Here is a 25,577-nt window from a genome sequence, read left to right as displayed (position 1 = left end):
GCCGAATGCTTCTCGACAGGCTCGATCCCCGAGTTGATGCGGGTTTAGAAGAACCCGAGCTTGTCCTCGGAGTACGAGACGAGCAGGTTCTTCGTCTGCTGGTAGTGGTCGAGTGCCAGGCGGCTGTTCTCGCGGCCGATGCCCGAGCTCTTGTAGCCGCCGAACGCCGCACCCGCCGGGTAGGCGTGGTAGTTGTTCACCCAGACGCGACCGGCCTGGATGTCGCGGCCGGCCCGGTACGCCACGTTGCCGTTGCGCGACCAGACGCCGGCTCCAAGTCCGTACAGCGTGTCGTTGGCGATCGCGATCCCGTCGTCGTAGCCGTCGAAGCTCGTGACGGCGAGCACCGGCCCGAAGATCTCCTCCTGGAAGAGGCGCATCTTGTTGTGGCCCTCGAAGATGGTCGGCTGCACGTAGTAGCCCTCGCTGAGGTCACCGCCGAGGTCGGCGCGCTCCCCGCCGAGCAGCAGCTTCGCGCCCTCCTGCTTGCCGATGTCGATGTAGCTGAGGATCTTCTCCAGCTGGTCGTTCGACGCCTGGGCGCCGACCATCGTGTCGGTGTCGAGCGGGTTGCCCTGCACCGCGAGGGCGGTGCGCTTCACGGCCGCGCCGAGGAAGGTGTCGTAGATCGGCTTCTCGATCAGGGCACGGCTCGGAGCGGTGCAGACCTCGCCCTGGTTGAAGGCGAAGAGCGCGAAGCCCTCGAGCGCCTTGTCGTAGAACGCGTCGTCCTTGTCTGCGACATCCGAGAAGAACAGGTTTGGGCTCTTGCCGCCCAGCTCGAGGGTCGCCGGGATGATGTTGGCACTCGCGTACTGCAGGATGAGGCGGCCGGTGGTCGTCTCCCCGGTGAAGGCGATCTTGCGGATGCGGGGGCTCGAGGCGAGCGGCTTGCCCGCCTCCACACCGAATCCGTTGACGATGTTGACGACCCCGGGCGGCAGGATGTCGCCGATGAGCTCGATCAGCACGAGGATCGACACCGGGGTCTGCTCCGCGGGCTTGAGCACGATCGCGTTGCCGGCGGCGAGGGCCGGTGCGAGCTTCCAGACGGCCATGAGGATGGGGAAGTTCCACGGGATGATCTGCCCGACGACGCCGAGCGGCTCGTGGTAGTGATAGGCCGTCATGTCGCCGTCCATCTCGGCGAAGCTGCCCTCCTGGGCACGGATTGCCGCCGCGAAGTAGCGGAAGTGGTCGGCGGCGAGCGGGATGTCGGCGTTGAGAGTCTCGCGGATCGCCTTGCCGTTGTCCCAGGTCTCGGCGAGGGCGAGCAGCTCGGTGTTCGCGTCGATCAGGTCGGCGATCTTGTTGAGAACGGCGGCACGCTGGGTGGCGCTCGTCTTGCCCCACGCCGGCGCGGCCTTGTGGGCGGCGTCGAGGGCGAGTTCGATGTCTTCCGCCGTGCCGCGCGCGACCTCGGCGAACGGCTTGCCGTTGACTGGGGAGATGTCTTCGAAGTACTGGCCCTTGACCGGCTTGACCCACTCACCCCCGATCCAGTTTTCGTACCGTGGCTTGAAGGTGATTTTCGCATCCGGGGAACCCGGGGCCGCGTAAACGGTCATTGCAACTCCTGTCGACGTCGTTGTCCGATGGCCCACTGGTGGCCTCCGAGAAGACTAGGAGCGGCGAGGTTGCGTCCAGGTTGCAACTTGTTGCACCGCGCCGAGCTCGATCTCGATGCGTTCGAGTCGCGAGACGACGGCGGCCCGTTTGGGCGACTTCGGTGGCAACATCATCAGGCAAGCCCGCCACACCTCGGCGTCGTAGACCGCCTCATCCGTGCGCGCGTAGGTGAGAAGCGTGTCGACGGACGCGTCGGTGAGGAGCGCGTCGCGCAGCCGCGCGCTCAGCTCCGCCCGGATTGCGACGATCCCGGGGGCGCTCGACGTGGGAAGCAGCGCGCCGGAGTAGGCGGCGAGGGCGACCCGATGGGCGCCTCGATCGAGGAACGCGAGCACGCGATGCGCGTCGAGTTCCAGCTTGCGCGGCAGCCGATACGGTCGCGACAGCGGCACGAGCGCCTCGTCGGCGGCCTCGAGCACCTTTCGCAGGCGCACCATCTCCGCACGCAGCGTCACCACCGAGCCTTCGCGCTCGTAGACGAGGTCCGCGAGCCGGTCCACCGACAGTCCCTCGGGGTGCCAGGCGAGCAGGGTAAGAATCTCCGCGTGCCGCATGCTCAGTTCGACGGCCCCGCCTCGGCTGGCGAGACGACCGGTGTCGCTGCCGAGCACCGCCAGCAGCGGCTCCGCTGCCACGACCGACGGCCGACGCGGTGGCGTGGCGCGCCTCGGCCGGGAGGAGAGCTCGTCGAGGCGCCGGATGCGAAGCTCCGACTCGACGGCCGCGACGGCGGCCTCGAGGAGGGGCAGCGTGGCCGGTGCAACGGCGTCGTCCCCACCCGTGATGTCGATCACGCCGAGCACCCGCCCGGACCCGGGGTCGTGCACGGGCACCGCCGTGCAGCTCCACGGATGCACGATGCGGTTGAAGTGCTCGGCCCCCTGGATCTGGATGCCGTGGTCGAGGGCCAGCGCGGTGCCGGGGGCGCTCGTGCCCACCGCGCGCTCGGACCAGTCCGCCCCCTCCACGAACAGCATCCCCTCGGCCTTCCGGCGCAGGGAACGGTCGCCGTCGATCCAGAGCAGACGGCCCGCCTCGTCGCCGACGGCGACGATCAGCCCCGAGTCGAACGTGTGCCGGATGAGCAGGCTGTGGATCGTCGGCAGCACGAGGGACATCGGATGCGCGTCCCGGTACTCCCGAAGTTCGTCTTCGTCGAACTCGAGCGCGGTGCGGAGACGATCCGGGTCGAGTTTCAGCTGCAGGGAGCGCTGCCAGGACTCCTCCACCAGGCGCCGTACTCCCGTGGCCGGCATCCGAGTGCCCACCACCGAGTCGTGCGCACTGGCGATGCGCGCGCGATCACGCACGTCATCCGTATGGGTGACGATCCAGGGACTGGCCAAAGCACTCCGATCATCGTTGGTCGAGTGCCACCCATCGTACCCGGCACAATCACCGTGCAGACTGGGGACCAGCGCACAATCTGAGCGGAGGTCAGCAGTCCTGGTTCACGTTGGCCGGAGCGAAGATGATCGAGATGAGCAGCGTCTTCGGGTCGGAATCGACGCCCACGCCATTCTGGTCGGAGTCGAGGTCGAAGAACACCCGGATGCCGAACGCGCTCGGATCGTCCTCGCCCTGCGTGACGGCGTTCGGGGTCTTGGCGATCAACGCCTTCACCGGATCGCCGACGGAGAAACCCTGGGCGGTCTCGACCGACACGTTTCCGCTGATCGTGGCGGCATCCGAACGCACGGTGAAGGTCTTCGCCGCGCCACCCGGGTCGTCGGTGACATAGGTCAGGCTGAAGCCGTGGCCCCAGCTCGCGGTCTTCTGAGCATACGAGCACGCATTAGCCGCAAAGGACTCGGTGGCTGGTGCCGCCCCGAGCCGGTTGGTGAGGGCCGCGATCGCGTCCACCGGATCCGTGGCATAGGACAGGGTCTGCAGGGTCGAACCGTCGCTTCCGAGGAGGGTGATCCCCTCCCGTGCCACCTGGAGCGTCGCCGTGGTAACCGGCGTCGTCGTCGCGTTCGGCGAGGCCGACGACGAGCCAGATGCCTGCCCACCGCCCTCCGGCGCGCACCCGCTCATGGCGGCAATGGCGAGCACGACAAGTAGTGGCGTGAGGCGGGCGCGTGGGAGATGGTTCATGGCACAACGGTACGGGCTGGCCAGAGTGGCCGCCCGGTCCGACTGGTCACGATTCGACTACGGCCGTCACTCCTCGTGCAGCAGCGTGCCGTCCTGCTGCAGAACCTGCTTCTCGCCGGCCTCGATCGGCACCGAGAATCGGTTCTGCCTGGGCGGCATGGGGCAATTGAAGGCGTAGCTGAAGGCGCAGGGGGGCAGGATGGCGCGGTTGAAGTCCAGGGTGATCGTGCCGTCTGCGTTCGGAGCCACGAACAGGAACCTGCCGACGCTGTATGTACTGTCGCCGCTCGTCGAGTCCGAGAAGACGAGCTGAAGCGCACGCCCGGCCTTGAACGCCGCGAGGTTATAGTCCGCGCCGTCCTTGGTGAAGGTGATCTCGCCGGGCACCGGAAGTTCGCGGGACTTGCCGTCGTCCTTGAGGTGTTCGAAGCCGACGGTGGTGCCATCCGGGAGCTCGGTGAAGGTGCCGGTGACCACCCAGTCCGGGTTGTAGTCGAAGGCCGAGATCGAACCGAACTCCTGGATTCCCTCGGAGTTCGAGTCGAACACGCGCAGGGCGTAGCTTCCGGCCTCGCTCGCGATGACGAATCCCGACGTGGTGTCGTTGAAGGTGATCTCGCTCGGCGTCGGCGAGTCCTTGCCGCGCACGACCGCTTCGCCATCGATGAGCACGCCGTCGACCCGGATGCCGTCGGCCGCGGTCGCCGTGAGTGCGAGTCCCGACTCTCCGGCCGGCAGCGGGGCCCAGGTGCCCGGCACGCCCCAAATGGTCTGCTCGGAGTCGATCCATTGGGTGTTCACGAGGGCGAGACTGCCCTTCGGCTGCACGACCGAGAGCTCGCGTCTGGTGTGGAAGGTGGCGAGTTGCTCGGCTGGCGTGGCTGTTGTGGCTGTGTCGGTCATACGTTCCATCCTTGCTGAAGTCCCTCACTGCAACGAGCCGGGACATGCCGGGATTCCCTTAACGAGAAAACCGGCCCCCGCACCGAGGTGCGGGGGCCGGTCTCACGGAGTCTCAACGTCTATGGCTGACATACATCAGCATTAGTTGCATCCTGTTCGGCCACTACGGCCTGTTGCCATTACAGCGGGCGGATGTTCTCCGCCTGCGGGCCCTTGGGGCCCTGGGCCAGGTCGAATTCGACCTTCTGGTTCTCGTCAAGCGACTTGTAGCCGCTCGAAGCGATCGCCGAGTAGTGTGCGAACACATCCGGGCTTCCGTCGTCCGGGGCGATGAATCCAAAGCCCTTTTCAGCGTTGAACCACTTCACTGTTCCTAGTGCCATAATTTTCTCCTTCAGGAGTCTTCGCGCGAACCCGACTGTCGGGCCCGCTCGTCGCGGTGTTCATCGTCCGCTCCCGAAAGAGACATGGCACCCAGCCGACTGATTTCTCAAGCGACCGATCTTAAGGGTTCCAAGCATTCAAGATGTGCGAGGTACTGCAACTGCATGTCCCAGCGTAGACCACGACGCCGAATTTTGCGCGAATGCCCAAGAAAACTCAATAAATAACTCGCGATGAGTACTAAGCGCGACCGAATACGCACGGAGATTCGGGGCCTTCCGACGGACGACCGCGAGGAATAGGGTCGGAGAATGGCGGAGACATTCACCACTACCGTGCTTCAGGCGCCCGGGCTCAAGGCCACCGGGCTGCCCGTTCCCGATCACGCAGTCGAGGGGCTCGGCGGCTCGAGGAAGCCGGCGGTGACCGTGCGGATCGGCGACTATTCCTACCGCACGACGGTGTCGACGCGGTACGGCGGATTCATCGTTTCCCTGAGCGCGGAACACCGCGCCGCCCTCGGGCTGGCGGCCGGCGACAGCGTGCAGGTGACCCTCGAACTGGACACCGCGCCGCGCGTGGTGGCGGTTCCGGACGACCTGGCGGCAGCACTGGCCGCTTCGCCGGGAGGCGCGGAGGCGTTCGCCGCGCTCTCGCCCTCGCGCCGCGCCGCATTCGTCGGCCCGATCGAGGCGGCCAAGACCGCCGAGACGCGGTCACGCCGGATCGCCGCGGTGATCGACGCGCTGCTGGCCCGCTGATCAGGAGGGTCCCGCTTATCGGGATGGGCCCGCTTATCGGGATGGGCCCGCTTATCGGGATGGTCCCGCTGATCAGGAGGGTCCCGCTTATCGGGATGGGCCCGCTTATCGGGATGGGCTGGGTCGCGGCAGGGCGGTCCCTTTAAGGCCTGGGGCGACCGCCGGAGCGGCGCAGGAAGCCGACGACGGCGGTGATCGCGAAGAGCACGATCCCGAGCACCGCGAGCCACAGCAGCCCCTTGAGCACGAAGCCCAGAATCGAGAGAACCAGCCAGAGCACGAGCAGAACGACGACGACCACGATGAGCATGGCGATCAGTGTACGCCGTGGGATACCCGCCCCTCGCGCGGGTCACCGGGCGGGCGTGTCGTCACTAGGCTGTGGCCCATGGAAACTCTCGTGAATGTCCTGCATGTCGTCGGCGCCGTGTTCATCGTCGGACCGATGGCGATCCTGCCGATGAGCGCGATGCGCGCGATCCGTGCTCGCAATGCGGCCCAGGTGGGGCTGCTGGCCAGGTCCACCAACCTGTTCAGTCTGCTCTCCCTGCTGGTGGTCGTGTTGGGGTTCGCCCTCATGGGCATGACCGATCCGAAGGAGAAGCTTTCGATGACCACCCCGTGGATCCTGATCTCCCTGATCCTCTATGTGATTGCGATCGCGCTCAGCCTCGCCATCGTGGTGCCCACCCTGCGTCGGGCGGCTGCGGACCTCGAGTCTGCCGGCGCGGCGCCCGCCGGTGCAGGTGCAGGTGCAGCGACGGTGGTCGCCGCGCCGCGCTACCCCGCCATCGCCGCCGGCTCGGGAATCGTCTCGCTCCTGCTCGTCGCGGTGGTCGTTCTCATGGTCTGGCGGCCGTGACCCCTCCGCCGATCAGCGGCTGAGCCGGCGGTCCGACCGCTCCACGAGCCCACGGAGCGCATAGAGGATAACCAGGAGGTCCACGACCTCCTGCAGCGCCGCCCCGACGATGGCCGGGAGCACGCCGAACGTCGCCACGATCATGAGGGCGAGGCTCAGTGCGATGCCGAGCCAGATCGCTCTCAACGCGGTCGCGTTGGTCTGCCAGCCGATGGTGATTGCGCGGACGACGCGGGACAGGTCGTCGACCATGATCACGACATCCGCCGACTCGCTTGCCGCCGTCGAACCGCGGGCACCCATCGCCACCCCGATGTCGGCCACCGCGAGCACCGGCGCGTCGTTGACGCCGTCCCCCACCATCATCACCGGCCGATCGGTGATGCCCTTCACCGCCTCCACCTTCTGCTCCGGCAGGCACTGGGCGCGCACCTCGCTAATCCCCAATTCGTCCGCCACGTGCTGCGCGGTGGCGGCGAGGTCGCCGGAGATGAGGATCGTGCGCCGCACGCCGAGCCGCGACAGCTGAGTGAGGGTGGACTTCGCGTTGTCCCGCACCCGGTCGGAGAGCAGGATTTCGCCGGCGAAGGCGCCGTCGACCGCCGCGTAGACCGCCAACTGGCCGGACCGCGGGGGCGGCGAGTCGATGTCGCCGGCGAGCCCGGAGACGAACTGCCGCTTGCCGACGGCAACCCGGCGGCCACCGACCGTGGCGGTGACCCCTGCGGCCGTCTCCTCATGGATGTCGGTGGCCGGCTCGAGGGCCAGGCTCGCCGCGAGGGCGGCGTCGACGATGGCCGACGCGAGAACGTGGGGGGAATACTGTTCGACGGAGGCCACGAGGGACAGCAGGTCGTTGGCGGCGAGCGACCCTTCGGGCAGGATAGCCACGACCTGGGGCAGCCCGAGGGTGAGGGTTCCCGTCTTGTCGAAGGCGACGGTCTTCACCCTGGAGAGCTGTTCGAGCGTCCGCCCCGACTTCACGATCACGCCGGCCTTGGCGGATCGGCTCATCCCGGCGATGAAGGCCACCGGTGCGGCAATCAGGAGCGGGCACGGCGTGGCAACCACCAGCACCTCGGCGAATCGCACCGGCTCGCCGCTCGCCCACCAGGCGAAGCCGGCTATGGCGACCGACACGACAGTGAACGGCACGGCGAATCGGTCGGCGAGACGCACGAGCGGCGCCCGACTCTGGGCAGCGGAGGCCACGAGCTGCACCACCCGCTGGTATTGGCTGTCCGCCGCCACCGCGGTCGCGCGGATGCGGATGGCAGACTCACCGTTCACGCTGCCGCTCAGCACCTGCTCCCCCACGCCGCGCTCGACCGGGAGGCTCTCACCGGTGAGCTGCGACTCGTCGAAGGTCGCGATCTCGGAGAGCAGCGTGCCGTCGACCGGCACCACCTCTCCCGGTCGCACCAGCAGCTCGTCCCCGAGCGCCACGCTGTCGATCGGGATCTCGTCGACCGAGTCCCCTTCCCCGACGCGGTGCGCAGACTGCGGAGCCCGCGCGAGGAGAGCGGTCAATTCCCGGCGCGCCCGGCGGCCGGCGAAGGCTTCTAGCGCCTCTCCGCCGGACAGCATCAGCACGATCACCAGGCTCGCCCAGTACTCGCCGACGGCCACGGTGGCCAGGATCGCGGCGATCGCGAGAATGTCGACGCCGGCGTGTCCCCGGATGAGATCGCGGAGCATCCGCCAGCCGCGCACGGCGGCCATCGCGAGGGCGTAGCCGCTCACGACCCAGCGGGCGGCGTCATGGGCGCCGGCGAGCCAGATCACTCCGCCTATGGCGCCGACCAGAATGGTCGCCGCGACGACCGGATACCGGGCGAAGACGCGCGACGCGGTGCGAACCTCGGCGACGACGCCCGTCGGGGGCTCCAGGCGCGTTTCGCTCACGTCGTGGCTGGCGCCGCCGTGCGGCTCGGCATGCTCGCCGGTGCCGCTCCGTCCGGCGCCGGGGTGTGCACCACGACCGCCGGCACGTCGAGATTGAGCATCACTTCGTGGCTGACCGAACCGAGCAGTGTGCGGCCGACGAGCCGGCGACTCTGGCTTCCGACAACGACGAGGGCCGCGGACGACGAGGCCTCGAGGATCGAGCGCGGGATGTGGCCGCGGGCGGTGCGTCCGGAGACGCGGGGGGTCGGGAATTCGTGCGAGATGATCGCGAGACACTTGTCGAGGATCTGGTCGTGGGCCTCCTGCAACTGAAGCAGGAACTCCGGCTCCAGCGGAAAGGCGTCGAGCCAGATGTTCGGTTCGAGCCAGCCGTGGATGACGGTGAGCACCTCTCCGCGGCGCTCGGCCTCGCGTGCTGCGAACCTCGCGGCGTTGAGGGATGCCTCGGAACCGTCGACCCCCACGACGACGCCCTCTCGTTGGCCGTGCGGCGCCGGGACAATGGCCACCGGCCCCGGCGCGGATGCCGCAAGTCGGAGTCCGATGGACGCGCCGCGGAGCACCCGCCTCGCCGTTCGATCGTGCACGCCGACCGCAATGAGCGACCCGGGTTCCGATCGGGAGAGGAGCCTGTCGTACGGCTCTCCCAGCACGACCTCGCTGAGGACCGTCACCCCGTGGGCCGACTCCATCGCCACTTGGGCATCCTTCGCGGCCAGCGTTCGTGCGGTCTCCAGGTCGTGCCGGCCGGTGGCGATGTCGCCGAAGACCCAGAGCAACGTGACCGTGCCGTTCCGAGGTCGTTCCCGGTCGATCGCCCAGGCAAGGGCCGCGTGGGCAGCAGGCGAACGGTCCCACCCAACGATGGTCTGTTCGGCGCGATTCGTTGCATCCATGACCCCATGCTCACGGCGTCCCGTTCGAGACGTTAGAGCACAAAGTCCCCCGCTACTGGTCGGTGTGCAGCGTGCCCAGGTGGAGCACCGCCGCCTGGGTCCTGCGCTGCAGGCCGAGCTTGCTCAGCAGGCTCGACACGTAGTTCTTCACCGTCTTCTCGGCGAGCGAGAGTTCGACGCCGATCTGCCGATTGGTGAGGCCGTCGGCGATGAGCGACAGGATCTGCCGCTCGCGGGCGCTGAGCGATCCCAGTCGAGGATCGCTGTCCCTGGTGTGCTCCATCCGCTGAACGACTCGCCTCGAGAGCGCCGGATCGATGAGAGTGCGGCCAGCGGCGACCTTACGGATGGATTCGACGAGCCCGCTGCCGCGCACGTCCTTGAGCACGTAGCCGGCCGCCCCGGCCACCACCGCGGCGGAGAGCGCCTCGTCGTCGTCGTAGGCGGTGACCATGAGGCACCGCACCTCCGGGCTCTTCGAACGCACGTCGCGGCACACGTCGATGCCGCTCCCGTCCGGGAGACGCACATCGAGCAGGGCCACGTCGGGCAGCGTCGCCGCGATCCTCGCCCGAGCCTGGGCAGCCGTGCCCGCCTCGCCCACGACCTCGATATCCGGCTCGGCGTTAAGCAGGTCGGCAATGCCTCGGCGCACGATCTCGTGATCGTCGACCAGGAACACTCGGATCATCGGGTCGCTCCGTCCTTCGGTCGTTCAGTCTGCCAGATCGAATGGGACGCTCCAGCACACACGCGTGCCGCTGTCGTCCGAGTCCAGGCTGAATGTACCGCGGCGGCGCACGGCGCGCTCCTCCAAATTAGCGAGGCCGCTGCGGCGCGGACTCGCGGAGACTCCCCCGGCGCCGTCATCTCTGATCTCCAGCACCACCCAGCCGTCGGTGGCTGCGAGCGAGACCATGGTGTTCTGCGCCCCGGCGTGCTTGGCCGCGTTCGTCAGCGCCTCCCGGGTCACGGCGATCACGTCATCGGCGAGGCCTTCGGTCACCACGAGGTCGACGGGACCGGAAAACTGCACGGTGGGGGTGCGGGCGAGGCCGGGTGCGAGTTCGTTGGCGAGGTCGATGATCCAGTGCCGCACGGTGTCGCGGCGATCTTCGGCCTGCGAGGAGAGCGCGAAGATCACCGTTCTGATCTGCGCGATCGCCGCGTCGAGACTCGACACGCTACGCAGCACCCTGTCCGCCTCAGGCGACGGTGCGATGACTCCGGCGAGGCTCTGCAGTTCGAGCCCCGTGGCGAAGAGCTGCTGGATGACGTGATCGTGCAGGTCTCGCGCGATGCGTCCGCGATCCTCGAGGAGCAGCATCCGCTGGCGGGTCGCCCGGGCCTTGGCGAGCTCCATGGCCACGCTCGCCTGCCCGGCGAAGTCGGCGGCCATTTCGAGGTCGGCTGGAGAGAAGCTCATCGCCCCGTGGACCCGGGCCACGATGAGGGCGCCCTCTGCCCGGCTGCCGACGACGAGCGGGAGGGCCATCACCGGCCCTAGCCGGTTGCCACTGGGCAGCGCGATCTCCTCGCGATCGCCATCGTTGACGAGGCGGGGATGCAGCCCCTCGAGCACGCTCCCCGCGATCGAGCCTTCGGCATCCAGGAATGTTCCCTCGAGGGACTCCTCGTCGACGCCGCGGGCTGTGCCCACCTCGAGTTTCGCCGGATCGTCGGTGGGCAACACGACGCAGACGAGATCCGCCTCGGCCAGGAGAAGGACCCGGCTGACGAGGATGGAGATCGAGTCGCTGCGCTCGGAGGAGAGAAGTGCGGCCGTCACCTCCGCGGATGCGGCCGACCAGGCCTGGCGGCGCCGGGTCTCGGCGAAAAGGCGGGCGTTGTCGATGGCGAAGCCGGCGGTGGCGGCAAGTGCCGTCACGAGTTCTTCGTCTTCCTTGCTGAACTTACCTGACGTCTGGTTGGTGAGGTACAGGTTGCCGTACACCTCGTCGCGAACCCGGACAGGGACGCCGAGAAAGCTGTCCATGTTGGGGTGCGACTCGGGGAATCCGGCCGAACGGAAGTCCTCGGAGAGATGACGCAGCCGGATGGGCCGCGGGTCGTCGATGAGCGCTCCGATCAGCCCGTGCCCCTCGGGAAGATGCCCGATCGACTCTACCTGCTCCGGCGGCATCCCGACGTTGATGAACTGCTCGAGTCCGCCCTGCGGCGCGATCACACCGAGCGCGCCGTACTGGGCGCCCACAAGACCCACCGCGGACTCGACGATCCTGCGCAACACGACGGGGAGCTCGAGCTGCTCGACCACCGCCTGGTTGGCCCGGAGAAGCGCGCGGAGTCTGCTCTGGGTGGTGAGCACGTCCTGGGCCCGGTCGACGAGTTCGCTGAGCGCCCGGTCGAGTTCGGCGCGCGGTTCGTCAGGGAAGTTCAGGGAGTCATCTTCGCTCGTCACGGCTGCACCTCAACTAACTGGCGACTCGGACATCCGCCTGGCCGGGTCCTCGTAACCGTGAGCCTATCCCCGGTTTGCCTACTTTCGGGGCACAAGGGGGCTCTTGCCGTCGGCGGTGGGACCAAAGCCCCTGTCGCGTACCGGCTGGGTTCGGCACGATGGACGAGCCGACAAGCGGCACACGGCAGGGAGGCCCGCACCATGGAACGCACCATCCTGGCGGGGATCGACGGGTCGTCACCCAGCCGCTCCGCGCTCACCTGGACGATGCGGCGCGCCGCGGCCACGGACGCTGGCGTGTTGCTCGTGCACGTGGTCGATGACGAATGGGGCATGATCGGCACCCTCGCTCTCGAGGAGATCCACCGATCTGCGCGCGAACTCGTCGAGACCGAGACGGAATTCGCCCGGTCACTGGAACCGACGGTGCCGGTGACGAGCGAGGTGCTCCGCGGCGACCCGATGGTGGAGCTCGCGAGCGCCTCCGCCCGCTGCGAACTGGTGGTCGTCGGCACCCACAAGACCGGGTTCCTGCACGGAAGGGCCTTCGGCTCCCGAAGCCTCCAACTCGCGGCGAGCGCCCAGGCGCCGGTCGCGATCATCCCGGAGTCCTCGGTACGCAACCGCCGGGGCATCGTGGCAGGCGTCGACGACTCCACCGCGGGCTGGGCGGCCGTGCGATTCGCCGCGGCAGAGGCCGAACGCACCGGCCAGGACCTCACCCTCGTCCGATCGTGGCGCCTCCCCCAGCTGCGGCTGGACCCGGATGACAGGACACTCCAGCACGAAAAGCTCGTGCACGCGTCCGTCGAGCAGATGATGGCCGAGGCCGTGTCGCTGGCGAAGGAGCACTGCGTCACCGTCTCGGTGAAGTCGCGCACCATGCGCCGGACGCCGGCGGAGGCCCTGATCGAGGCCTCCACCTCTGCCCGGTTGCTTGTCATCGGGAGCTCCCGTCGCCACGGGCTGGCCCAGCGCGCCCTCGGCCCGGTGAGCCACGATGTGCTCCTCAACCTCGCCGGTCCGACGCTCGTGGTGCACGGCGACCAGGATGCCGACGACGCCGAACGGGAGGAAGCCCGGGATGAAGGCGCTCGTAATCTACGAGTCGATGTTCGGTAACACGAGGAAGATCGCGGAGCAGATTGCGGCGGGCCTCGCCGGGTCGTCGACCGTGGTGCTCGTGAGAGTGCATGACGCGGATCCACAGGGCATCGGGCTCGCCGACCTTGTCGTGGTGGGTGCACCGACCCACGTGCACGGGATGAGCATGCCCGCGACCCGAGCGGCCGCCGCCGCCATGTCGAACGACCCGCAACGGCACCTCGCGCTCGAGTCGGGCGCCCTGGGCGTCGGGGTGCGCGAATGGCTCGACACCGCGCCGCCGGGCTCCGGACTCTTCGCCGCGTTCGACACCCGGCGGGACATGGCCCGCATCCTCACGGGGGCGGCGTCGGCGTCGATCGGCAAGACCCTCGCCCGCCGTGGTCTGCGGCAGGTAGCGCGGCGTTCGAGCTTTCTCGTGGACGAGAACGAGGCGATCAAGGCCGGCGAACTTGAGCGCGCTCGCGCGTGGGGCGAACAGATCGGGCGGCTGGCGACAGCGGCCCTCACGACCGCGCCGTGAGGGCGTCGCAACTTGCGGGACCAAAGTCCCTCGCCGGTGCACCGCCGAAAAATACTCTGGCTCTGCCCCGATGACGGTGTGACCGCCTGAGCGGACACGCCCACGCGGCGGCATTCGACATACTTCGTCGCGGACCCAGCGTTCGCCGGAACGGGAGCGCCACGTGAACGACCTGCTCAGTCCCCTCGTGCTATCGCAATGGCAGTTCGGGTTGACGACGATCTACCACTTCCTGTTCGTGCCGATCACCATCGGGATGGCCACGACGACCGCGGTGTTCCAGACGGCATGGGTGCGCACGTCGAAGGCGAAGTACCTGCAGCTCACCCACTTCTTCGGCAAGCTGTTCCTGATCAACTTCGCCATGGGCGTGGTCACCGGCATCGTTCAGGAATTCCAGTTCGGCATGAACTGGTCGACATACTCCCGGTTCGTCGGTGACGTCTTCGGAGCACCTCTCGCCCTTGAGGGCCTTCTGGCCTTCTTTCTCGAGGCGACATTCATCGGCCTCTGGATCTTCGGCTGGGACAAGTTGCCACGCGGCCTGCACCTCGCGACCATCTGGCTCACCGCCGCCGGCACGATCCTCTCCGCATACTTCATCATCGCGGCCAACGCCTTCATGCAGCATCCGGTGGGCTTCGAGCTGAACAAGGTGCGCGGGCGGGCCGAGCTCACCGACATCTGGGCGGTGCTCACCAACAAGGTGGCTCTCGCCGCCTTCCCGCACACGATCGTCGCGTCGTTCATGGTGTCTGCCGCCCTCGTGATCTGCGTCGCGGCCTGGCACCTGGCCCGCAACCAGCACCTCGACACCATGCGCCCCGCCATCAAGTTCGGGATGTGGACGATGATCGGCGCCGGGATCCTCACCGTGCTCACCGGCGACCAGCTCGGGCTCGCGATGGTGTCCACCCAGCCGATGAAGATGGCCGCCGCCGAGGCGTTGTACAAGACGTCAAGCGGAGCCGACGCCTCATTCTCGATCTTCACCCTCGGCACACCGGACGGGGTGAGCGAGCTGTTCTCCATCCGCATCCCGTACCTGCTGTCGTTCCTGTCGACCCACACCCTGGGTGGCACGGTCGAGGGCATCAACGATCTCCAGGCCCAGTACACGACCCTCTACGGGCCGGGCAACTACACCCCGGTGATTTGGGTCACCTACTGGGCGTTCCGCTGGATGATCGGCCTGGGCCTCGTGTCGGTGATCATCTCGATCGTGGGCCTCTGGCTCATCCGCGGGGGTCGGATGCCGAAGCAACGCTGGGTCTGGCGGGTCGCGGTGTGGGCGTTCCCGCTCCCCCTCGCAGCGATGATCGTGGGCTGGATCTTCACCGAGATGGGCCGCCAACCGTGGATCGTCTTCAGCCTGCTCAAGACCAGGGACGGGGTCTCCCCCAACGTCACCGGTCTCGACGTGCTGATCTCGATCGTCGCCTTCACCCTCATCTACGGGGCACTCGCCGTCGTCGAGTTCAGGCTCATCAAGCGGGCAGCCCAGAAGGGGCCGGATGACGCGGTCCCCCTCGACGACACATCCGGCCGGCCGTCCGACGCCGTCACGGTCTACTAGGAGCACACCATGGATCTCTCCCTACTCTGGTTCGGCATTGTCGGCTTCCTCTTCATCGGCTACTTCGTGCTCGACGGTTTCGACTTCGGCGTGGGAATGGCCCTGCCCTTCCTCGGCCGCGACGAGATCGATCGTCGCGTCATGATCAACACGATCGGCCCGGTCTGGGACCTCAACGAGACCTGGCTGATCGTGGCCGGCGCATCCCTCTTCGCCGCCTTCCCCGAGTGGTATGCCACGCTCTTCAGCGGGTTCTACCTCGCGTTGCTGCTCATCCTGCTCGCCCTCATCGCGCGCGGGGTGTCGTTCGAATACCGCCACCATCGCCCCGAGTCCCGCTGGAAGAGCTGGTTCGACGGGATGATCGTCGTCGGCTCGGCCGTACCGGCCCTGCTCTGGGGCGTCGCGTTCGCCAACATCGTGCAGGGGGTGGCACTCGACTCGAACCACAACTACACCGGCACGCTCTTCGACCTGCTCAACCCATACGCGCTGCTCGGCGGCCTGACGACCCTGCTGCTGTTCTTCACCCACGGCGTGGTCTTCATCTCGCTCAGGACGGATGGCGACCTGCGCGTGCGGGCGCAGAAACTCGCCGTGCGCTCGGGCATCGTCACGATTGTCGTCGCGGCCTCTTTCCTGCTCTGGACCAACCTGGCCCACGGCAAGCCGCTCTCCTGGATTCTCGCCGGGGCGGCCGCCGTGTTGCTCATCGGATCGTTCCTCGCCAACTTCCGAGCGAAGGAGCGTGGCGCCTTCACGCTCATGGCCGTCACCATCGCGGTCGCGGTGCTGAGCCTCTTCGCGGCGCTCTACCCCAACGTGATGCCGGCGAGTAACGACCCGGCCAACAGCCTCACTATCGCGAACGCGTCGAGCACGCCGTACACGCTCACGGTGATGAGTTGGACCGCCCTGATCTTCCTCCCGCTCGTCGTGCTGTACCAGGGCTGGACGTACTGGGTGTTCCGCAAGCGGGTCACCCGGGCATCCATTCCCCAGCCCACGAGCACGACGGTGAGCTGACCAGGCGGTGCGTCCGTTCGACCCCCGCCTGCTGCGCTACGCGACCGCCGCGCGCGCGTTCCTGGCGCTCTCCGGTGCGCTCGGCGTGGCGCGCACCGCGTGCACCGTCGCGTTCTGCTGGCTGTTGTCGCGCGTTCTCGTGGCCGCCATCCACGGGGTGCCGCTCGAGGCCGCCTGGGGTGGGATCGGCGCGCTGGCCGCCGTGGGGGTGCTGCGGGCCGTGCTCGTCTGGCTGGCCGATTACGGCTCCGCGCGCGGCTCGGCCCTGGTGAAGAGCCAGTTGCGCCGGCGGCTCGTCGGCGGCCTCGCGAGGCTCGGGCCAGGCTGGCTCGCCGGCCGCAACCGGGCCGAGATCGTCACCACGGCGGGGCACGGTCTCGAGGCCCTCGACGGGTACTTCTCGCTCTTCCTGCCGCAGCTGGTGCTCACCGCCGTGGCCACGCCCGTGATCGTGGCCGTCATGCTGCTCCAGGATGCGACGAGCGGCATCGCCGTGCTCGTCACGCTGCCCCTGATCCCCCTCTTCATGGTGCTGATCGGCTGGGCGACGCAGACCGTGCAGCGCGCGCAGTGGCGCAGCCTCACCCACCTCTCCAGCCGGTTCCTCGACCTCGTGAACGGGCTGGCCACGCTCAAGATCTTCGGTCGCGCGGAACGCCAGCGTTCCCGCATCGAGGCGATCACCGAGGGCTACCGGGTCGAGACGATCAAGGTGCTGCGCATCTCATTCCTCAGCGGGTTCGCCCTCGAACTCATCGCCAGCCTCTCGGTCGCCCTCGTCGCCGTCTCGGTGGGCTTGCGACTCGTGAACGGCGACCTCGGCCTCGGTGTCGGCCTGTTCGTGCTCCTGCTCGCCCCCGAAGCCTTCCTGCCGCTCCGGCAGGTCGGGGCCAACTACCACGCCGCGGCAGACGGCATCGCGGCCGCCGAGGACGTCTTCACCATCCTCGATGCGGCGGACGCGATGCCCGCGCCGGCGATGAGGGACACCACCGTCTCGAGCCGGACGCGTCGCTCGACGGCGCCCGCCGGCATCCGATTCTCGCGCGTGACCGTCGACCACGAGGGTGAGCGGGCCGTGCACCCCTTCACCGCCGAGATCGTTCCCGGGAGAGTGACGGTGCTCGCCGGGCCGAGTGGGTCCGGCAAGTCCAGCATCATCGCCGCACTGCTCGGATTCGTGCCGTACGCCGGGAAGATCGATGTCGGCATCGACATCGACGGCGACCGGTCGGCTGACAGGCTCGATCGGGTGGCCTGGGCCGGGCAGAACGCCGGTCTCCTCGAGGGGACGGTCGCGGCCAATGTCGCGCTCGGCGCGGAGAATGTGGACCGAGCGCTCGTCGAGCGGTCGCTTGCGCTCGCCGCGGCCTCCGAGCTCGCCCCGGACTCCCTCGTCTCGGTGAACGGCGGCGGGCTCTCCGGCGGGCAGGCGGACCGAGTGGCGGTGGCCCGGGCCGTCTACCGCTGCCTCGATCGCGACTGCCCCGTGCTCGTGCTCGATGAACCGAGCGCCGCGCTCGACGGCGAGACGGAGGCCGAGCTTCTCGTCGGCCTCCGCGCACTCGCAGCGGCCGGGATCACCGTGCTGGTGGCGAGCCACCGGCCGGCCGTTCTCGCCGCGGCGGACGACCTGATCCGGATGACGGAGTCCGCGAATGCCTGACTCTCGAACGATGGCCGTGTTGCGCCTCGCCCAGCCCCGGCTCGCCAGGTTCGCCCCCGGCGCGCTCCTGGGCCTTTTGTCGGCGGCGAGCTCCGTCGCGCTCCTCGCCACGTCGGCGTGGCTCATCACCCGAGCGGCCGAGCATCCGCCCATCCTCTTCCTCTCCGCGGCGATCGTCGGCGTTCGCGCCTTCGCGCTCGGCAGGGCCGGATTCCGCTACGCCGACCGGCTCGCCAGCCACGATGCGGCCTTCCGCCAGCTCGCGGCCGTGCGGGTGGGGATCTACTCGCGGCTCGTGCCGCTCGCGCCGGACGGCCTGGGCGCGACCGCGCGGGGCGACCTCCTCACTCGTCTCGTCAACGACGTCGACGAGTTGCAGAACCTGCCGCTCCGGGTCGTGCAGCCCCTCGTGACCGCCGCGGTCACCGCCGTGCTCAGCGTGATCGGGATCTCGCTGATTCTCCCGGCGGCTGGGCTCGCTCTCGCGGTGGCCCTGGCCATCGGATTCACCGTCTCGACCGTCGCCCACTCGGCGATCGCCGGGCGCGCCGAACGGGCCATCGCCCCCCTGCGCGGGGCGCTGGGTGACCGCCTCCTAGAGTTCGTCAACGGCCTCGACGTGTTCATCGCATTCGGCGCCGTCGCGGAGCGCCAAGCCGCCGTGGACCAGGCTGACGCCCGGCTTCGCACAGCGACTCTCACTCGTGCCGCCGGTGCGGGGGTGACGGCGGCGGTGCTCTCCGCGCTCGCCGCCATCGCCACGGTCGGCGGGCTGATCGTCGGAATCCCGGCCCTCGCGCACGGCTCGATCACCGGCCCAGCCCTGGCCGTCATCGCCCTCGTGCCCCTCGCGGTCTTCGACGTCGTCGGCACGGCGCCGCTCGCGATGGCCGCGTGGCGGCAGGTGCGGTCGAGCGCCGAGCGCATCGGCGCGTCCGTGCCGGCCGACCCCCCGGTAGAGCTCCCGTTCGAGGTCCCGGCAGGCGCACCGAGTCCGAGGGCGCGGCGTCCCCGGTCGGCGGCGCCCGACGGGACCATCCTCGATCTGGTCGACGTGGCGGCGAGCTGGCCCGGCGCCGCGGAGCCTGCCGTGCACGGGGTGAGCGTGCGGCTGCGGCGCGGGGATCGTCTCGTCGTGCGCGGACCGAGCGGGTCGGGTAAGACGACTCTCGCCCATCTGCTCGTGCGGTTTCTCGAGTACTCGGGGAGCTTCCGCCTCGGCGGCGTCGAGGCGAGGGATCTGCCGCTCGAGACGGTGCGCGCCACGATCGGCCTGGTCGAGCAGTCTCCGCACCTCTTCGACGAGAGCGTTCGCCAGAACCTGCTGTTCGCGCGGGACACCGCCACCGACGACGAGCTGGTGGCCGCGCTGGAGCGGGTCGGTCTCGCAACCTGGCTGAGCGAGAGGGGCGGGCTTGATGCCCGGGTCGGCGATGCTGGGTCGCTTGTGTCCGGCGGTCAGGCCGGGCGGATCGCCCTCGCCAGGGCACTTCTCGCGGACTTCCCGGTGATCGTGTTCGACGAACCCACCGCGAACGTCGAACCACGTCTCGCCGAGCGTCTCCTGCGAGACATCCTGTCGATCGCGACGGACGAGCACCGCACGGTCATCCTGATCTCGCACCTGCCCGTGCCGGACGCGCTCGTTTCGCACCACCTCGACCTCGATTCCCGTCGCGGACCGCTCGAGGCCGCCGGGACCTTCGACTCTACGACGAGAAGTGCCCCCGCCGTTTAATGGCAGGACGGGAGGAGCACGTCATGTCACACCAGGAAGAGAACGTCGATCTCTGGTCTCCCCAGGGTCCGGTGACGGTGCTCACCGAGGCCGAGTCGTGGGAGTTGCTCGACGGATCCGCCTTCGGCAGGCTCGGCGTGAGCGTCGCGAACCAGCCCGAGATCTTCCCGATCAACTACTACGCCGACGGGGACACTATCCTGTTCCGCACCTCGGAGGGCACCAAGCTGCTCGAGCTGACTATCAACTCCCACGTCGCCTTTGAGGCGGATGCTTACACCGACGAGTGGGCATGGAGCGTGATCGTGAAGGGACGCGCCCACGTGATCGAGAACCAGGAAGAGGTCTTCGAGGCCGACCAATTGCCCCTCACCCCCTGGATCCCCACCCTCAAGTACATCTACGTGCGCATCACGCCGACCGAGATCACCGGGCGCCGCTTCCTGCGCGCACCGGAACCGGAGCGCTACTAGCCGCCCCGGACCGGACCAGGCCGCACCCACCCTCCTGGGCACATTTGTGGTGCTGGTGCGACCTGGTTCCCGGGCTCAGGATCGCGGCGAGGCGAGCCTTTCGGGGCTGCTGAACCGTGCGGCACGGCGCGAGATCCGATGGGCTCGACCACGCGCTCGCGGCACGACCACCGCGGGACGGGGGCGTGCGAACAACCAGGTCTTCGCCAGTTCCACGAGAACGAGATACACCACGATCATGCCGACGAGCGCGAGGAAGAACGGCGCGGGAAGCGGCTTGAAGCCGAGCACGGTGGCGATCGGGGAGAACGGCAGATAGGCGCCGATCGCGACGACGCCGAGCACCGCGCTGAGCAGGCCGACGGATGGCCGGCTCGTGAAGAACGGCACCCGCCTGGTGCGGATCGCGAAGATGATGAGCGTCTGGGTCGCGAGCGACTCGATGAACCAGCCGGCCCGGAACTCCCCCGGTGCGGCGTGGAACACGAGGAGCATCAGGGCGAAGGTGGTGAAATCGAACAGGGAACTGATCGGGCCGAACACGAGCATGAAGCGCCGGATGAACTTGATGTCCCAGTGCGACGGCGCCACCAGCTGTTCCCGGTCCACCCGGTCTCCGGGTATCGCCAGCTGGCTGCTGTCGTAGAGCAGGTTGTTCAACAGGATCTGACCGGGAAGCATGGGCAGAAAGCTCAGGACCACCGACGCGACCGACGCGCTGAACATGTTGCCGAAATTGCTCGAGGTACCCATGAGCACGTACTTGATGGTGTTGGAGAAGATCCGACGCCCCTCCATCACGCCCTGGGCGAGAACGCCGAGGTCCTTGTCGAGCAGGATGATGTCCGCGGCATCCTTGGCGACATCCGTCGCGCTGTCTACCGAGATGCCGAGGTCGGCGCGGTGCAGGGCGAGCGCGTCGTTGACCCCGTCGCCCAGGAAGCCCACCGCGCGCCCCTGCTGCCGCAGTTGGGCGATGATGCGCGCCTTCTGCTCCGGGGAGACCCGGGCAAAGATTCCTGCCCGACGCACGGCGTCGGCCAGTTCGACATCGGACAGGGCGTCGATCTGCACACCGGTGAGCGTTTCGCCGGACTCCAGCCCCAGGTCGCGGCACACCTTCTCGGCGACCTTCGCGTTGTCGCCCGTGGCGATCTTGACGGTGATTCCGAGAGAAGCGAGTTGGGCGAGCGATTCCCGGGCGTTCGCCTTCGGCGGGTCGACGAACACGAGGAATCCGGCGAGGCTGAGGTCCTTCTCGTACGCCGCGGTGATGGAATCCAGCCCGGTCACCACGCGGGACGCCACCGCGACAACGCGTGAGCCCTGGTCGTACTGGCCGTCGAGCAACGCCTGGGCTCCCGGGGGTAGGGCCACGCAGCGCGCCATCACGTCTTCCGGCGAGCCCTTGGTGAGCAGGAGCACCTCACCGGTCGCCTCGCGCACGAGAACGCTCGTCATCCGACGCTGGTGGTCGAAGGGGATCACGTCGAGCTGGGTGACCGTGCCCACGTCGGCACCCGCGGCATCCGGCGACTCCCACAGGGCCGAGTCCAGGGGATTCTGGCCCAGGATCGACACCTGCGGCCGCGAGTAGTCCACCTCGGTCGCCAGAAGTCCCCAGCGGAAAACCTCCGGCGCCGTCGAACCGCTGCCGACCGGGAGGGCGGCGGTGAAGCCGATGCGGCCCTCGGTGAGGGTGCCGGTCTTGTCGGTGACGAGCACGTCCATGTCGCCGAGGTCCTCGATGCAGATGAGGCGCTTGACGAGCACCCGGCGACGGGCGAGCGCCCGGCTGCCGGTGGCGAGACTCGTGCTGACCACGGCCGGGAGCAGCTGTGGAGTGATCCCCACGGCGATGGCGAGCGAGAACAGCAGCGATTCGAGCAGTGGGCGCTGCAGCAGCAGATTCGCCACGAAGATCAGGGCGGTGAGGGCGATGGCCACCTCGAGGAGCAGCATCGAGAACCGGCTCAGTCCGAGCTGGAACTCCGTCTGGGGTTGCCGGGTACTCAGGCCCATCGCGATCCGACCGAATTCGGCCCGCCCGCCGGTCGCCACGACCATCCCCGTGCAGCTTCCGGCGTGGATGATCGTGCCCATGAAGATGCAGGAGCTGAGGTCCCCGAGGGCGGCGCCGGCCACGACCGGCGCGACTGACTTCTCCACCGGGAGGGACTCACCGGTGAGAATCCCCTCCTCGCAGAGGAGATCCTCGCAGGCGATCACCCGGATGTCGGCCGGGATCACCGCGCCCAGGGCGAGGCGCACGACATCGCCGGGCACGAGGTCGATCACGTTCACCTCGGCCGGGTTGCCGTCGCGGATCACGATCGCGCGATGGGCGATGTTGGAATGGAGCGCCTCCGATGCCCGCTCGGCGCGATACTCGTTGCCGAATCCCAGTCCGACGCTCACGATCACGATCACGCCGATCACAATCGAGTCGGTAGTCTGCCCGACGAAGAGCGAGATGGCGGCCGTGACCACCAACAGGATCAGGATGGGGCTGCGCAGCTGGCGGCCGAGCACTGCCCAGCCATTCGCCTTATGGGTTCGGAGCGCGTTCGGCCCGAGGAGCGCCAGCCGACGAGCCGCCTCGGCGCTCGACAGCCCGGCAGGCGTCGAGCCGAGCGCGGCGGCGACCTCGTCCACCCCGCGCGCCGCGGCGTCCTCGATCGACAGCGATCCAGCCGCCTCGGGTGCGAGAGATCGCCCGGCGACTCCCGTTGTCACGCCAGCGCCTCAGGCGCCCAGGACGGCGTCCGCCCCGGTGTCTATGGCGTCTCCGATCGGCTCTTCGGTCTCGCCATGCCGCGCGTCGAGCCAGCCCCACCCAAGGACATCCGGGCTGTCGATCCCATGCTCGTAGGCGAATGCGCGGTGCCTGGCGCGCTCGTCGTCGAAGTGCTGGGCGAGCCCCGCGTAACGCTCGCCGAGCCCGGGCACGTGCCGAATCACATCCATCGCGAGGCGATATCGATCGAGATCGTTGAGCATGAGCATGTCGAACGGTGTCGTCGTCGTGCCCTTCTCCTTGAACCCGCGCACGTGGATGTTGTCGTGGTTCGTGCGGCGATAGGCGAGTTGGTGCACGAGGGCCGGGTAACCGTGGAAGGCGAAGATCACCGGCTTGCTCGTGGTGAAGATGGCGTCGAAGTCGTTGTTGGGCATGCCGTGCGGGTGCTCGAGCGGATCCTGCAGCCGCATCAGGTCGACGACATTGACGAAGCGAACTCGCAGCTCGGGAATGTTCTGCCGAAGCAGGTGCACCGCCGCCATCGCCTCGAGCGTCGGCACGTCGCCGGCCGCGGCGAGCACGACGTGGACGTCTTCCCCGTCCCGCTCGGTGCCGGCCCAGTCCCAGATGCCGATTCCGCGCGCACCGTGGATCCGCGCCTCCTCGAGGCTCAGGAAGGTCGGAGCCGGCTGCTTGCCGGCGACGATCACGTTCACGTAGTCGCGGGTCGCCAGGCAGTGCTCCGCGGTCACGAGCAGGGCGTTGGCGTCGGACGGGAGGTACACCCGCACGACCTTGGCGCTCTTGCTCACCACGTGGTTGAGGAATCCGGGATCCTGGTGCGAGAACCCGTTGTGGTCCTGGCGCCAGACGTGCGAACTCAGCAGGTAGGTGAAGGATGCGACCGGGCGCCGCCAGGGCACGTGGGCGCTCGACTCCAGCCACTTCGCGTGCTGGTTGAACATGGAATCGACCACGTGGATGAACGCCTCATACGAGTTCATGAGACCGTGCCTGCCGGTAAGCAGGTAGCCCTCGAGCAGCCCCTGGATGAGGTTCTCGCTCAGGATCTCGATGACCTTGCCCTCGGCCTCGAGGTGTTCGTCCGTGGGCTCGAACGAGCCCTGCCACTGCTTGGCGGTGACCTCGTAGACGCCGTCCAGCCGGTTGGATGCCGTCTCGTCCGGGCCGAAGATGCGGAAATTTCCGGGGTTGGCCTTGACGACGTCGGCGAGCCAGTGTCCGAGCACGCGCGTGGCCTCGGACGTCACCCCGCGGCGCCCGCTCACATCCACCTGCCGGTTCTCGATCGGCGGCAGGGCGAGGTCCCTGAGCAGCAGTCCACCGTTGGAGGCGGGAATGGCGCTCATCCGTTTGGCACCTCGAGGCCGGATGGACTCGAGGGTGGGGGTGGGCTTGCCCTCCCGGTCGAAGAGTTCCCGCGGGCGGTAGCTGTGCATCCACGCCCCGAGCAGGGCGAGGTGTTCCGGGTTCTCACGCACCTCGGCGAGCGGAACCTGGTGGGCACGCCAGGTACCCTCCACCGGCAGCCCGTCGACGAACCGGGGACCCGTCCAGCCCTTCGGCGTGCGCAGGATGATCATCGGCCAGGCCGGCCGACCCACGGAGCGGCCGCTTCTGGCGCGCCGCTTGATGCTCTGGATGTCGTCGAACGCCTGCTCGAGCACCGCGGCCATGGCATCGTGCACGACCATCGGATCCTCACCGTCGAACCCGCCCGAGACGATTCGCGGCGAGTAGCCGTAGCCGCGGAAGAGAGCGAGCAGCTCGTCTTCGGGAATCCTGGCGAGCACCGCGGGGTTCGCGATCTTGTAGCCGTTGAGGTTGAGGATCGGCAGCACGACGCCGTCGGTCTGTGGGTTGAGAAACTTGTTGAGATGCCAGCTCGCGGCGAGGGTGCCCGTCTCGGCCTCTCCGTCGCCGATCACGCAGGCCACCGTGAGCGACGGGTTGTCGAGCGCCGCGCCGTAGGCGTGAACGAGCGAGTAGCCGAGTTCGCCGCCCTCGTGGATCGAACCGGGAGTCTCGGGCGAGGCGTGCGACGGGATGCCGCCGGGGAAGGAGAACTGCCGGAACAGCTCCGCCATGCCCGCGGCATCCTGGCTCACGTTGGGGAACAGCTCCGAGTATGTGCCGTCGAGCCAGGCGTTGGCGACCATGGCCGGTCCGCCGTGCCCCGGGCCGGCAACATAGAGGACGTTCGCCTCGCGCTGCACGATGATGCGGTTCAGGTGCGCGTAGATGAGGTTGAGCGCCGGGGACGTGCCCCAGTGGCCAAGCAGCCTCGGCTTGATGTGCTCGGGGGTGAGGTCCGCGGCGAGCAACGGGTTCGTCTTGAGGTAGATCTGCCCCACCGTGAGGTAGTTGGCGGCCCTCCACCATTCGTCCACCACATGGAGCGGGTAACTGGATCTGGTTGCGAGTTCGTGGGAGGTGGATTCCGAGGACGATGCCATTCGGTGGTGATCCTTTCGTTGCCTCTGACAGGGTAGACAGAGGGTCAAACAGGCGGACAGGGCCGAAGGTCCTAGGCTGCCGCCAGCGTACGCTTAAGCACGACTCGCCCTCGAAGTCCGACCCCGCCTGCGGCGTGGCGAGGCAGTCAGCCGAAGAGTTCGCGACCGTGCTTCTCGAGCAACTCGTGCGCGTCGGTGCAGGTCTTCGGCAGCTGCTCATCACGGTGTCGGTGGGCCCGCTGTACGGATGGGCCGCGACGACCGTGCCGTCCGGTGCGCTGTTGGTGCGCGCGGTGCCCTCGAGCCCCTCGAACACCTGGCCGGCGGGCAAGGGGAAACCGTGCGACGAGTAGAGGTAGCCGAGCAGATTGTCGAACGAGCGGTTCTCGAAC

General features: G+C 68.3%; 22 protein-coding genes. 10 read left to right on the top strand and 12 right to left on the bottom strand.

Features of this window, described 5'->3' with window-relative positions:
- Nucleotides 1–44: 44 nt before the first annotated feature.
- The 5 genes from VIM54_RS00910 to VIM54_RS00890 all read right to left on the bottom strand — a co-directional run bounded on the left by VIM54_RS00910 (nucleotide 45) and on the right by VIM54_RS00890 (nucleotide 5,012).
- The gene (locus VIM54_RS00910; RefSeq protein ID WP_331898361.1) at nucleotides 45–1,568 is read right to left on the bottom strand and encodes an aldehyde dehydrogenase family protein; all 1,524 of its coding nucleotides are present in this window, start codon (nucleotides 1,566–1,568) and stop codon (nucleotides 45–47) included.
- A 54-nt stretch (nucleotides 1,569–1,622) separates the two neighbouring features.
- Nucleotides 1,623–2,975 carry a GAF domain-containing protein gene (locus VIM54_RS00905; RefSeq protein WP_331898359.1) on the bottom strand — a complete coding sequence of 451 codons (1,353 nt, stop codon included), beginning with the start codon at nucleotides 2,973–2,975 and terminating at the stop codon, nucleotides 1,623–1,625.
- 91 nt (nucleotides 2,976–3,066) lie between these two features.
- Nucleotides 3,067–3,726 (bottom strand): hypothetical protein, encoded by a 660-nt coding sequence (locus tag VIM54_RS00900; protein WP_331898357.1) that lies wholly within the window; start codon nucleotides 3,724–3,726, stop codon nucleotides 3,067–3,069.
- Nucleotides 3,727–3,792: 66 nt separating this feature from the next.
- Nucleotides 3,793–4,629, bottom strand: a complete 837-nt coding sequence (locus VIM54_RS00895; RefSeq protein ID WP_331898355.1) for a DUF1684 domain-containing protein — start codon at nucleotides 4,627–4,629, stop codon at nucleotides 3,793–3,795.
- A 179-nt stretch (nucleotides 4,630–4,808) separates the two neighbouring features.
- Nucleotides 4,809–5,012, bottom strand: coding sequence for a cold-shock protein (locus VIM54_RS00890; protein WP_147784641.1), 204 nt, complete (start codon nucleotides 5,010–5,012; stop codon nucleotides 4,809–4,811).
- Nucleotides 5,013–5,324: 312 nt separating this feature from the next.
- Here VIM54_RS00890 and VIM54_RS00885 point away from each other — a divergent pair, with 312 nt between their 5' ends.
- Entirely contained in the window at nucleotides 5,325–5,774 is a 450-nt protein-coding gene (locus tag VIM54_RS00885; protein ID WP_331898350.1) for a YdeI/OmpD-associated family protein, read from the top strand.
- Between the two features lie 142 nt (nucleotides 5,775–5,916).
- Here the strand turns inward: VIM54_RS00885 and VIM54_RS00880 are convergent, their stop codons facing one another.
- On the bottom strand, nucleotides 5,917–6,084 hold the full coding sequence (locus VIM54_RS00880) for a hypothetical protein (RefSeq protein ID WP_331898365.1): 168 nt from the start codon (nucleotides 6,082–6,084) through the stop codon (nucleotides 5,917–5,919).
- Nucleotides 6,085–6,162: 78 nt separating this feature from the next.
- On the opposite strand from VIM54_RS00880, the gene VIM54_RS00875 reads away from it, so the two are divergent.
- Nucleotides 6,163–6,636, top strand: coding sequence for a DUF2269 family protein (locus VIM54_RS00875; RefSeq protein WP_331898348.1), 474 nt, complete (start codon nucleotides 6,163–6,165; stop codon nucleotides 6,634–6,636).
- 12 nt (nucleotides 6,637–6,648) lie between these two features.
- Here VIM54_RS00875 and VIM54_RS00870 read toward each other — a convergent pair whose 3' ends face one another.
- The 4 genes from VIM54_RS00870 to VIM54_RS00855 are packed head-to-tail and all read right to left on the bottom strand — an operon-like array spanning nucleotide 6,649 to nucleotide 11,862.
- Nucleotides 6,649–8,541 (bottom strand): heavy metal translocating P-type ATPase, encoded by a 1,893-nt coding sequence (locus VIM54_RS00870; RefSeq protein ID WP_331898346.1) that lies wholly within the window; start codon nucleotides 8,539–8,541, stop codon nucleotides 6,649–6,651.
- Nucleotides 8,538–9,440 (bottom strand): universal stress protein, encoded by a 903-nt coding sequence (locus VIM54_RS00865; RefSeq protein WP_331898344.1) that lies wholly within the window; start codon nucleotides 9,438–9,440, stop codon nucleotides 8,538–8,540. Before VIM54_RS00865 ends, VIM54_RS00870 begins: the two co-directional genes overlap by 4 nt.
- Nucleotides 9,441–9,492: 52 nt before the next feature.
- Nucleotides 9,493–10,131: a response regulator transcription factor gene (locus VIM54_RS00860; protein WP_331898342.1), complete on the bottom strand. Its 639-nt coding sequence runs from the start codon at nucleotides 10,129–10,131 to the stop codon at nucleotides 9,493–9,495.
- Nucleotides 10,132–10,155: 24 nt separating this feature from the next.
- On the bottom strand, nucleotides 10,156–11,862 hold the full coding sequence (locus VIM54_RS00855; RefSeq protein WP_331898340.1) for a GAF domain-containing protein: 1,707 nt from the start codon (nucleotides 11,860–11,862) through the stop codon (nucleotides 10,156–10,158).
- A 201-nt stretch (nucleotides 11,863–12,063) separates the two neighbouring features.
- On the opposite strand from VIM54_RS00855, the gene VIM54_RS00850 reads away from it, so the two are divergent.
- From VIM54_RS00850 to VIM54_RS00820, 7 genes are all read left to right on the top strand, one after another.
- Entirely contained in the window at nucleotides 12,064–12,984 is a 921-nt protein-coding gene (locus tag VIM54_RS00850; RefSeq protein WP_331898338.1) for a universal stress protein, read from the top strand.
- The gene (locus VIM54_RS00845) at nucleotides 12,947–13,489 is read left to right on the top strand and encodes a flavodoxin family protein (protein ID WP_331898337.1); all 543 of its coding nucleotides are present in this window, start codon (nucleotides 12,947–12,949) and stop codon (nucleotides 13,487–13,489) included. The genes VIM54_RS00850 and VIM54_RS00845 overlap by 38 nt, the downstream gene beginning before the upstream one ends.
- A gap of 163 nt (nucleotides 13,490–13,652) precedes the next feature.
- Nucleotides 13,653–15,065: a cytochrome ubiquinol oxidase subunit I gene (locus VIM54_RS00840; RefSeq protein WP_331898335.1), complete on the top strand. Its 1,413-nt coding sequence runs from the start codon at nucleotides 13,653–13,655 to the stop codon at nucleotides 15,063–15,065.
- A 9-nt stretch (nucleotides 15,066–15,074) separates the two neighbouring features.
- The gene (gene cydB / locus VIM54_RS00835; RefSeq protein ID WP_331898334.1) at nucleotides 15,075–16,091 is read left to right on the top strand and encodes a cytochrome d ubiquinol oxidase subunit II; all 1,017 of its coding nucleotides are present in this window, start codon (nucleotides 15,075–15,077) and stop codon (nucleotides 16,089–16,091) included.
- A gap of 7 nt (nucleotides 16,092–16,098) precedes the next feature.
- Complete coding sequence (gene cydD / locus VIM54_RS00830; protein ID WP_331898333.1) at nucleotides 16,099–17,757, top strand: thiol reductant ABC exporter subunit CydD; 1,659 nt, start codon at nucleotides 16,099–16,101, stop codon at nucleotides 17,755–17,757.
- Nucleotides 17,750–19,495 carry a thiol reductant ABC exporter subunit CydC gene (gene cydC, locus VIM54_RS00825; protein WP_331898331.1) on the top strand — a complete coding sequence of 582 codons (1,746 nt, stop codon included), beginning with the start codon at nucleotides 17,750–17,752 and terminating at the stop codon, nucleotides 19,493–19,495. The genes cydD and cydC overlap by 8 nt, the downstream gene beginning before the upstream one ends.
- 23 nt (nucleotides 19,496–19,518) lie before the next feature.
- Complete coding sequence (locus VIM54_RS00820) at nucleotides 19,519–19,968, top strand: pyridoxamine 5'-phosphate oxidase family protein (RefSeq protein ID WP_331898329.1); 450 nt, start codon at nucleotides 19,519–19,521, stop codon at nucleotides 19,966–19,968.
- Between the two features lie 75 nt (nucleotides 19,969–20,043).
- On the opposite strand, the gene mgtA is transcribed toward VIM54_RS00820, so the two are convergent.
- Both mgtA and VIM54_RS00810 read right to left on the bottom strand, forming a co-directional pair.
- Nucleotides 20,044–22,704 (bottom strand): magnesium-translocating P-type ATPase, encoded by a 2,661-nt coding sequence (gene mgtA, locus VIM54_RS00815; RefSeq protein WP_331898327.1) that lies wholly within the window; start codon nucleotides 22,702–22,704, stop codon nucleotides 20,044–20,046.
- A gap of 9 nt (nucleotides 22,705–22,713) precedes the next feature.
- Nucleotides 22,714–25,185, bottom strand: coding sequence for a phosphoketolase family protein (locus VIM54_RS00810; protein WP_331898325.1), 2,472 nt, complete (start codon nucleotides 25,183–25,185; stop codon nucleotides 22,714–22,716).
- A 134-nt stretch (nucleotides 25,186–25,319) separates the two neighbouring features.
- Here VIM54_RS00810 and VIM54_RS00805 point away from each other — a divergent pair, with 134 nt between their 5' ends.
- The gene (locus VIM54_RS00805; protein WP_331898323.1) at nucleotides 25,320–25,538 is read left to right on the top strand and encodes a hypothetical protein; all 219 of its coding nucleotides are present in this window, start codon (nucleotides 25,320–25,322) and stop codon (nucleotides 25,536–25,538) included.
- The last annotated feature ends 39 nt before the right edge of the window (nucleotides 25,539–25,577 follow it).

This window comes from Lacisediminihabitans sp., assembly GCF_036569425.1.
Classification (GTDB): Bacteria; Actinomycetota; Actinomycetes; order Actinomycetales; family Microbacteriaceae; genus Lacisediminihabitans.
The sequence above is the reverse complement of the archived record's forward strand: the minus strand, read 5'-3'. Positions and strand labels throughout refer to the sequence as shown.